The 9702-nt window shown below is 55.9% G+C and carries 7 protein-coding genes; 6 read left to right on the top strand and 1 reads right to left on the bottom strand.

All coding sequences use genetic code 11. The features are described from left to right. The 6 genes from J1785_RS07555 to tssG all read left to right on the top strand — a co-directional run. On the top strand, positions 1 to 1591 hold a 1591-nt coding region (locus J1785_RS07555; protein WP_217219157.1), incomplete at its 5' end, for a T6SS effector phospholipase Tle3 domain-containing protein. Beyond that, the gene (locus J1785_RS07550; RefSeq protein WP_129953339.1) at positions 1588 to 1845 is read left to right on the top strand and encodes a PAAR domain-containing protein; all 258 of its coding nucleotides are present in this window, start codon (positions 1588 to 1590) and stop codon (positions 1843 to 1845) included. The genes J1785_RS07555 and J1785_RS07550, both read left to right, overlap by 4 nt. Further along, positions 1845 to 3284, top strand: coding sequence for a hypothetical protein (locus J1785_RS07545; RefSeq protein ID WP_217219156.1), 1440 nt, complete (start codon positions 1845 to 1847; stop codon positions 3282 to 3284). Before J1785_RS07550 ends, J1785_RS07545 begins: the two co-directional genes overlap by 1 nt. Before the next feature lie 2 nt (positions 3285 to 3286). Further along, entirely contained in the window at positions 3287 to 6385 is a 3099-nt protein-coding gene (locus tag J1785_RS26705; protein ID WP_217219155.1) for an ImcF-related family protein, read from the top strand. Between the two features lie 13 nt (positions 6386 to 6398). Further along, positions 6399 to 8174: a type VI secretion system baseplate subunit TssF gene (gene tssF / locus J1785_RS07535; protein WP_217219154.1), complete on the top strand. Its 1776-nt coding sequence runs from the start codon at positions 6399 to 6401 to the stop codon at positions 8172 to 8174. Further along, positions 8174 to 9208: a type VI secretion system baseplate subunit TssG gene (gene tssG / locus J1785_RS07530; protein ID WP_217219153.1), complete on the top strand. Its 1035-nt coding sequence runs from the start codon at positions 8174 to 8176 to the stop codon at positions 9206 to 9208. The genes tssF and tssG overlap by 1 nt, the downstream gene beginning before the upstream one ends. Before the next feature lie 105 nt (positions 9209 to 9313). Here tssG and J1785_RS07525 read toward each other — a convergent pair whose 3' ends face one another. Beyond that, complete coding sequence (locus tag J1785_RS07525) at positions 9314 to 9565, bottom strand: hypothetical protein (RefSeq protein ID WP_217157003.1); 252 nt, start codon at positions 9563 to 9565, stop codon at positions 9314 to 9316. Positions 9566 to 9702: the final 137 nt, after the last annotated feature.

The raw sequence follows: 9702 nt of genomic DNA, 5'->3' as shown, positions 1-9702 counted from the left end.
AAATAATATCTATCCATTTTTCTGGGGAGGGGGGCCCTTCCAAAATGGCTGCACATCACTCTATTCTTTGTGGAGCAAATACGGCTTCAGTAAATGGGTCAAAAAAATCCCTATCCCCTTCAGTACGCAGTTTATCAATGAAGAAACAGACCGTCTGTTGGCGAATGCTCCGCCGCGTGAATATTATTCGCATGCTGCTGAACGACTGGCTAATTTGGTGAGAAAGATCCGCGAACTCAGCCCGACGGATACCGTAACGGTTATCTCTCACAGTCAGGGCACCATGATTGCCACCGCAGCGGCGGCAATGGAGGGCGCCGCACCTGATGCGCTCTTTTTGATGAATTCTCCGCTCTGTCTGGAAAGTAAGGGGATGGACTATCTCTCCTATCCATTAGCGGAATGTATTTCTGAAGCCGCGAGACGCGTCACCTTTGCTGATATTGTCGGAAAAGTGGCTGAAAATAAGGACCGGCTTAAGAACGCCAACCCGAAGAAACTCGTCTGTGGTCTTGATGGTGCGTGCGAGAACTGGCAACCGGATGGGAAAACTTCCAATCCGGATGTTCCTGAGCGGGACAATCACGGACGCACGTATATTTATTGCAGCCCACATGACCGGGTAATGGGGTCGTCACCCTTATTGAGTATTGGCTGGCAAGGGCTTCCCAATACGAAAGCCAGCAACTATACCCAGCCGCACCCTGTTTTTGCGATGGTGCCGGAAAACTCACTTTTTGTGCGCATGCTCGCCCGAAATATGGCCTGTGGCGAAGCCCCCAACCCCCAAACGCCGTTCGGTACGTTGCCGGATATGAGCAGGGACTGGAAACCAAATGGCGGTAAAAAATTCTGGGACAGCAATGATTCTGTGTTTAGCCGCCAGGCTTGGCCTGATCCGGACCCAAACCAAAAGCTGTTTATCAATGCCGAACAGGTCCCTCAACCTATTACTGCGGAGCAGCTGGCTGATTTCGATAAAGACCGCAAACACATTGAAGACTTACCCGCCGATAAAGCAGCACATCAGATCTATCTGGCTGATAAAAACTACGACAGTTATGGGTATAGCTGGAGCACCAATGCCCCGGAAACAGGCAAGCCCAACGACAATACATACAAATACTATATCAAGCTGTATGGCTTCAATGAGCGCAAAACCTTTACTGTTCCTGAGGGAGATAAAAACAGTCCCCCGTTCATTAATAGCAAGAATGTCGATCGCGAATCCGTAGAGAAAATGCGCTCACGTATCAGCCAATATATATCCCGGCCTGCCGACCACAGTGATTTACCCCAGAACCCATTATTCCTTCAGCAAATAATGGCCTACGACTTGCCGATAGGGTTCTGTAATATCGGGCAGAAGGATGAATGGATGCTGATGTTAAGGAAAATGGCTGACTGGACCGCGTTAGGTTCTGATAATTATTACAAAACAGGCACATTCACTCCACCTCCGCTGCCACCGGCTATTCGTAAAGACGTAGATGCTGATGCCCAGCACCGTTATGACGCCGCAGTGAAAAAGGCCGAGGCTGACAATATCGCGTTAGTCCGGGCACAGAAACCGCAGGGAGAGCTCGCATGAAAAATGTCGTAGTTCTTGGGGATAAAACCTCCCACGGCGGCACGGTGATTTCTGCTTCATCGACGTTTGAGATTGAGGGCAAAAATGCGGCGTTGCTACATGACATGGTGAGCTGCGAGGAACATGGCCCGAACCGCATTATCGAATGTGAGCCGGGTTATGAGGAGCAGGGAAAAGGGATTGTGGTACATCTGTGCAAAACTGAATGTGGGTCGGTAGTGTATGCCAGCTTCCCTGATGCAGGGTTCGAATAATGGGCTGGTCAGTTCCTCAGGCTGAACCTCAGCAAAAGCCACCTGCGTGGTCACCGTGGGTGTGCGTGTTTATCTTCCTGACGGCTTTTGCACTGGCTTTGGTCTGGGTAGTGCTCGATACGCCATCAACCGGGTTGTATCCGTTGTCTTCAGGCCATTATCTGCCGCTGACCGGCTTCACGCTGGTGGGGATATTGTCGTGTCTGTCGCTTTATCTCCTGACATGGGAAACCGGTGCGCTGATGTATTACAACTGGACACACTGGCAGGCAAACACCAATGCAGCATGGCAAAACTGGACACATCAGCATCTGCATATCGTTGATAGCGTGAACTTCACCACCAGGCTGGATTTATACCCGCGGGTCGCGGGCCTCTCCCGTCCAGAAGGCGATAACGAGGAGCCTGCCGTGTTGCTGTTTCCTGACGATGACGTGCCGCCGGGGATTTATCGCTTTGAAATCATCTGCCGCCATATCCTGACGTCGTTTGAAGACGCAATCAAAACGCTGAATCTGCCCAGGGAAGGAACGTTCAGACTCTATGTGCAGACGCAAACAGAGGTGACTGAAACACACATTCTCTACCTCGAAGAGCTCTGGCAAACGCTTTATCCCGGTTACTCGTTACAGGTAAACCCTGTCGGCCCGCAGGCGTCTCTGGAAACTGTGGGAACCTGCTTAGACGCACGCACTCCCTCTCTCGTTATTGCGATGCACTACTACGACGGTGTGGAGGAAAAGCCTCTCAGCGAAATCGCGACCGGCCTGCTGCTCTCCCCCGCCAACTTGCTTAGACCCGATGCCGTGCAAAATGCCCCGCAGCTCTTCAGAGCCATGCCGTTAAACCTGAAAAAACTGCCGGAAGATTTGCGGGAACTGCGCGATATGTCGCAACAACCGGCAGAGTCTCTTCGTCTGGTGTGGTTCTCCGGGCTGACCGGCACCCTGCGTCAGAAGCTCAATGCCGTTGTCCATGACCTGAAATTACCGCTGCGCCAGGAAGCCCCTATGGGTGGGCAACTGGATTTCGACAAAGGTTGTGGAGGGTATGGTTCTCTTTCGGGCTGGCTGATGTTGGGGGCCGCTGCCGACATGATTAAGCGCGGGCAGGGCAGCCAGTGGGTATTGGCCGCCGCAGAAGAGTCAGCCTGGGCGGTGGTTGTCGGGACTCAAGCGCCGGTTCAGGCTGACTATCACAGCCAGTTACCCCGCGATGTCTACCCTGCCGGATGCCTGGTCGCTTCACTGCTGTTCAATCTGGTGTTGTTCTGGTCCCTCGGCCATGCCTTCCCGGACTGGCTGTTTTCTTTCCGGGGCGCGATCACGGTGATCCTGACACTGGTTGTCACAATGATTAGCAGCGCCGTGGGCCTGCGGATCATATTGAATCGCCTGCTTGAGCCGCACTTTATCCGTTCTGCGCAGCAAGGAAGCTGATTGTGAAGAAATTCATTAAGCCACTGGGAATACTGTTCCTACTGCTGGCCGTTGCAGTTGCGGTTATCAGTGTGATCTGGCAATACGGCGTGTTTTCTTCGTCCTCAAAGCACTCCGGCATTTTAATGACCGTTCTGATCATCACGCTGATTGTCGCGCTTATTGCCCTGTCATTTACCCTCGTCACCACGTCGGCCAGCTGGCGGGTTCCTGTGCGCCCCAAAGTCGCACCGGCAGGTACAGAATCGGAGCGGCCTGTTCAGCCGTCCATTGATGTTGGCCGGTTGAGATCTGCCCTCAGGCATCGCTACGGCCTGCGCTGGAAGCGCAAACTCCCCTGGCTGCTGGTAATGGGTGAAGTGACCGATATTGAAGCGGTCGCGCCGGGGCTGACTCAATCCGGCTGGATGACGGTCGGCAATACCCTGCTGCTATGGGGCGGAGCGCTGGCGGCGGGCGGCAATCCGGCAGACCTTCATGCATTGCGCCGTCTGCGCCCTCACGCCCCTGCCGATGCGCTGATTTGGGTCAGTCATGAGGCGCACTATACCCAGACGGAGCAGGCAGACGCGGTACTTCGCGGTTATAAAATCGTCCGCCACCGGCTGCGCTGGGAACTGCCGGTGTATCTGCTGGACCGGCGTGAACTGAGCTGGCCGCAGCCTGAACGGCCGGTGCAGCTGGTCGGTGTATTGGAGCACAAAAGGCTGACGCCGGCGTCTTTATCGTCTTCCGTGGAGTCCCTGCTCCCCGAACTGCGCGCGCAGGGCATGGCACAAATCAGTGAAAATATGCGTCATACGTTTTTGCTGCAACTGGCCAGTGATTTACAAGCCCGCCTGTCCGGTTGGGCAGATGCATTCAAACCGCTGCTCAGTGGCTATTTTCAGCTGCCGCTGTACGGCGTGGTGTTTTCACCGGCATTGGTGTTTCAGGCGTACAGCCCGCATGAGCGCGCGGATTCTCCGGTCTGGCGGGAGTTGTCTGCGGGTATTCATCGCCGCGCCGGTCGTCCGGTTGGGATGACGGCGCGAACAGTGGCGCAGTGGAGTAGCGCCGCCGCGATGCTGGTTCTGGCCATCGGTACGACAGTATCCGGCATCAGCAACTACCGGCTGGTGACCGGCAGCGCGGAGCAGGTTAAGCAGGCGAAAACCTCTCCCTCACCTGCCGTGCTCTCTGCGTTGCAACACACCATGCAAACCCTGCTGGCTCAGCAACAGGAAGGGACGCCGTTGTACCGCCGTTTTGGACTGGATGTTACGTACCGCTTACTGCCCGCACTCTGGCCGCAATATAACACGCTGGCTCAGCGGCTTATTGTGCAACCGGCACAGCATCAACTTAGCGCATTGCTCACGTCAGCAACCCCTGACTATGACCAGCTGAAAACCTACCTGATGCTGGCTCATCCCGATAAAACCGCAGACAGTAACGCGCAGCGTTATTTTGCGCAGCAGCTGAAGCCGTTGTTGAAGAACATCGAACCGCAGGATATCACCTTCTTTGCCGCGCAGTTCGCCGGGCATCCTGACTGGAAAATCCAGCCTGACAACGCGGTGGTCGCGCAGGCGCGGGCGGCCTTGCTGAACGCCATGAGCGGCGCGGACGCGGAGCAAAAACTTTATGGTTCCCTGATTTACCGCACCTCCCGCAACTTCGCGGATTTGTCGCTGACACAGCTGCTTAACGGTCAGGACTCGGGCGGAATGTTTACCCTCGACGCCGACGTACCAGGCAGCTTTACCCGCCAGGCGTATGAAGGGGCAATCGCGCCGGAGATTGCCGCGCTGGTCACCCGGCGGGAGGAACAGGTCGGCTGGGTGCTGGCCGGGCCGGGACAGCCGGTGGAAGCCTCGCGCTCACCTGCCGCGCTTGGGGAACGGTTGACGGCACGCTATTTTGCCGAATACGGCACCACATGGCAGAAAACGCTCAACCAGATGAAGGCGCATACGACAGCTAATCAGGTGGAGCAACTGACGCTGGCCGCCGACGTCAGCCGGTCGCCACAGATAGCGCTGATGAAACAGCTGGCGTGGCAGGGGCTGGCGGGCAGCCCGAACGAGCGACGCCATGCGCTGAACCCGGCCCTGAAGCCGGTATTTGGCGGCATCGTCTCGATGACAACCGGTGCCGGTAAAGGGGCCGGCATTACGCTGTCAGGCTGGCGGTCACAAACGGCCACACTGCGCGACAAGATGCGCAACCTGTCGGCGGCCACCGGCGGCACGGCGGCACTCTCGCAGTCGGTATTTCGCGGTACGCAGATTGATAACACGGTTTCTGAGTTACCCGCCCGTCTGCGCGTTCAGCTGGGCAACGGCTGGCAGCCGATGGCGCAGGCGCTGTTTTTAGCGCCGCTCAGCCAGACCTGGAAAGAGGTGATGACCGCCGGCGTAAAAGGTATGGATGCGCAGTGGCAGCAGGAGATCGTCGCGGCCTGGCATAAAGAGTTTGATAATACCTTCCCGTTCGCCGACAGCCCTAACGACGCCTCGCTGGCCGCGCTGAACGATTTTATCAACCCGCAGACCGGCCTGATTACCGGTTTTATCCGTGAACACCTGAACGGCGTGCTGGAATACAAAGACAACCGCTGGCAGAAGGCGGATAAGCTGCCGCCGGGGCTGTCGGTCAATTCATCCTTTGTGAACAAGCTGAATCAACTCGACCGCTTAGGTCACATGCTTAACGATACGGGCTGGGGTTTTCGCTTCAGGCTGGAGGCGGGCACAGCCAGAGACGTGGTGCAGACCGAGCTGATTATCGACGGCCAGAAGCTGGTGTATTTCAATCAGATGCCGTTCTGGCAGGATATTCAGTGGCCTGGCGATACCTGGGCTCCCGGTGCATCGCTGATGTGGACCAGCGTCCGCGCCGGTGCGCGGCTCTGTTTTGATACACCTGGCACCTGGGCGTTTTACCGGTTACTGAAGATGGCCAAGATTACGCCGGTGGACGACACGCATTATCAGGTGGTCTGGACCGCTGAAGACGGCCTGCCTCTTAACTACCGACTGGCCTTTACCGCCGGCAACGACCCGGTCAGTCTGCTGAACCTCAGCGGCTTCAGGTTACCCAATACTATTTTCCGATAACACAGGCACCGACATGGAAGACGATTTCTTAAAATATTTTGACGGCGAAATGCGCTATCTGAAGGACGCCGGGCTGGAGTTTGCGAAAGAATTCCCGGAACTGGGACGCGCACTGGGGTTAGACGGCAGTCCGGTTCCGCGCGATGACTCCGTCGAACGGTTGTTTCAGGGCTTTTCGCTGATGATGGCCAAGCTGCGGCAGAAGATTGATGATGATATTCCCGAACTGACCGAGCCGCTGCTCTCGCACCTGCTGCCGGTGATCAACCGCACCCTGCCCTCCACCGCGATTGTCGAACTGACACCGGCAGAGCCGGAGCTGCACCTGCGTAAGGAGGTATTGCCTGCTGAAAGCGAAGTGCTTACCCGGCAGCCGGGTAATGACCGTCAGCGCTGCGTCTACCGCACGACCCGCGACCTGACAGTGCATCCGTTTGCCCTTGATAACGTCTCGTTATTCACCCTGCCAGAAGGCCAGCAGGCGCTGAAACTGCGCTTCACCCTGCCCGCCCTCACTGAAATCCGCCGCGCCGACTGGCAGAACATCAGCCTGTACCTGAACGGCGACCGTGTGCTGCAGTCGGCTTTGTATCTGGCTCTCAGCCGTCAGGTGAAACGGGTGAGTGTGAGGTTCTGGCAGGAATCGACCGGGCTGACGCCGGTGGACGTGCAGTTTATACCACGCTGGCAGACAGAAAATGATGCCTCACAGTGGCCGGAGAGCGACAGCCCGGCCCTGTGCGGCGAAGTGCGCCCGTGGCTGGAGTATTTCACTTCACCCGGGCGATATTTCTTTATGCAGCTGCGCGGACTGGAAACCCTGACCTTTCCGGCGGACACCACCTCGTTTGATATCGAGGTAACGCTCAGCGAACGCTGGCCGTACGATTTGGCCGTCCCTCCGGACGCTATCCGCCTGCACTGCGTACCGGTGATCAACCTGTTCCGCCTGCTGGCCCAACCGCTGACCGTGACCACCGCGGTCAGTGATTACCGTCTGCGGCCGCACCGGCTCAGCGACGGACACACCGAAATCTATGCGGTCAATGATGTCGCACAAGTGACCGAGGACAACACAGAATTCAGCTACGTGCCTTACAGCCAGTTCCGTGAGAAAGGCGGCATGCTCCAGTATGCAAAAAACTGGCCCGACCGTTATTACCACACCCGCATGTACCGGGGAACGTCCGGGCTTTTTGAGACCATTTTAATGCTCGGAGGCCGTACGCACGAGGCGCAGAACGGCCTGAAAATGCGCCTGAACATGACCTGCACCAACGGTGCCTGGCCGCGCATGGCGTTGCAGGAAAGCGTCTTCGACGGCGAAACTGCGCTGGGCAACCTTGAGTTGAAGTGTGCCACCCGCTCGCGTCCTTCCATGCCGTATTACCCGCCAACCGCTGAACTTTATCAGTGGCAGGTGTTATCGCTGCTGCATCCGCAGGCCATCGCCGGTCTGATGGAAATCGACACGCTGCGTCACGCGCTCAGCCTGCTGGACTGGACGCATGACCCGGACAACGCGCGCCGCATTACGGGTATCACGCACGTAGAGTATACGCCCTCTCACTATCCTGCCGAAGGCTGGCACGGCGTGGCCATCCGCGTAACGTTGGATGAACATCAGTTCTGTGGCCAGGGCGATGCCCTGCTGTTTTGCGAGATCCTGGAGCAGTTCTACACCCAGTACGCCGATATCCGAAGATTCATTCAGCTGACGGTGTCGCTCAGTCAGTCCGGGAAGCAATGGATATGGCCTGAACGACGACTGACACGGGTTTTATTCTGATGAAAACGGAAGATAACGAAAAACGTCTGGAAGAATTCTGGCGGGACGAAGACGGTAACGACCGGGCGCACGCCTTTAATTTCTACCGTTTTTGCCAGCTGCTGGAAAAACAGCTATCGGATAATAAACCTCTCGGCAGCACCTTCTCGCCGAAAAACGACGCGGTGCGTTTTCGTCCGCATCCGGGCATGGGTTTTCCGGTCAGCGAGCTTAAAGCAGTGGACACGAGTGCGGAACGCCCGGACGCGCCGCCGTCGGCGCGCACTACCTTCATGGGGCTGTACGGCGTGGACTCGCCGCTGCCAACCGGCTACATCGATGACATCGCCCAAAAGCGCGAAGGCCATGAGGCGCTGGAGGCCTTTTTAGATATCTTCAACCACCGGATGATGACGCAGTTTTACCGCATCTGGCGAAAGTACAGCTACCCCGCCACCTTTGAGGGCGGCGGTACCGACAAAACCTCGCGCAGTCTGATGGCCCTGACCGGTATCACCGACAGTAACGACGTACCCGCCTCGCGATTGCTGGCGTTACTGCAGCCGCTGGTCAGAACCACCCGCACGGCGGAAGGGATTGTCAGTGTGATCCGCTCGCAGGCACCCAACACTCACGTAATCGTGAAGCCTCACAAGGTCACGCGGATGCCCGCCGGAAAACGGGCAAGGTTCTCTTTTTCAGAACAACAACGGCTGGGCGATCATCTGGTCCTCGGCAGTGAAACCTCCGATGCCAACTACTGCATCGGTGTGGAGATGTTTACTGAAGACCCCATTGAGGCCAAAGGCTGGCTGCCCGGCGGACAACTGCGTGAAGATGTGTTCACCCTGCTACGTGTCTATCTGGGGTGTGATTATGATGTCAGCCTGGCACTGACTATCCCGATAAAACTGGCTCCATTACCACGCCTGGGCGATCCCATGCTAATGGCGGGCTACAACGTGGTGATGGGGTTGCGGGAAGATAATCTGGATAAAATGCCGAAAGAGGTGACGATGAAACTGGGCAGGATCAGGAATGAAAGAAGGGGTTAATGGTTTAATCGCTTTGCGAAAAGTGAATGGTTCGCTGTTTAACTGGCCGGTAAAGTTAAGCATTAAAACACCGCCGCAGGTAGCCCGTTGAAATAAAGATTTTCTCTAACGAACAATACCGAAGAGCCGGGCCCATTCTTCTACCTGCGATCGGTATATAAATTGAAAAAACTGTGGATAATTACCGGACTCATCTTCTACAAGTTGCACAAGGCACGGAAATTCTTTTGGTGCCTGCCGCAAAATATCTATTTCAATCTCGTCAGGTTCGAAAACCGAGGGGAATGTATCATCAAGATGCAGAAAGTCTTTAATCATCCAGTCACGGTATTCATATACATTTTTCAGCAGTTTCATGCCTTCGCCCCAACAGTTTTTTTAACTAAGATATCAGGCATCTGGCAAACGTACGTTGATGATAATTATGATTTTTTATATCAACCCATCCCTTTATAAAGCAAAACTCAAAGACACATTTTTATTTTCTGGTACAT

Source organism: Rahnella perminowiae (genome assembly GCF_019049755.1).
Taxonomy (GTDB): Bacteria; Pseudomonadota; Gammaproteobacteria; order Enterobacterales; family Enterobacteriaceae; genus Rahnella; species Rahnella perminowiae.
This window is presented reverse-complemented; position numbering and strand designations above follow the sequence as displayed.

Coding starts and splice junctions, on each gene's coding strand:
- J1785_RS07550 (WP_129953339.1), top strand. CDS start 1,588: ATGAAAAATGTCGTAGTTCTTGGGGATAAAACCTCCCACGGCGGCACG.
- J1785_RS07545 (WP_217219156.1), top strand. CDS start 1,845: ATGGGCTGGTCAGTTCCTCAGGCTGAACCTCAGCAAAAGCCACCTGCG.
- tssF (WP_217219154.1), top strand. CDS start 6,399: ATGGAAGACGATTTCTTAAAATATTTTGACGGCGAAATGCGCTATCTG.
- tssG (WP_217219153.1), top strand. CDS start 8,174: ATGAAAACGGAAGATAACGAAAAACGTCTGGAAGAATTCTGGCGGGAC.
- J1785_RS07525 (WP_217157003.1), bottom strand. CDS start 9,565: ATGAAACTGCTGAAAAATGTATATGAATACCGTGACTGGATGATTAAA.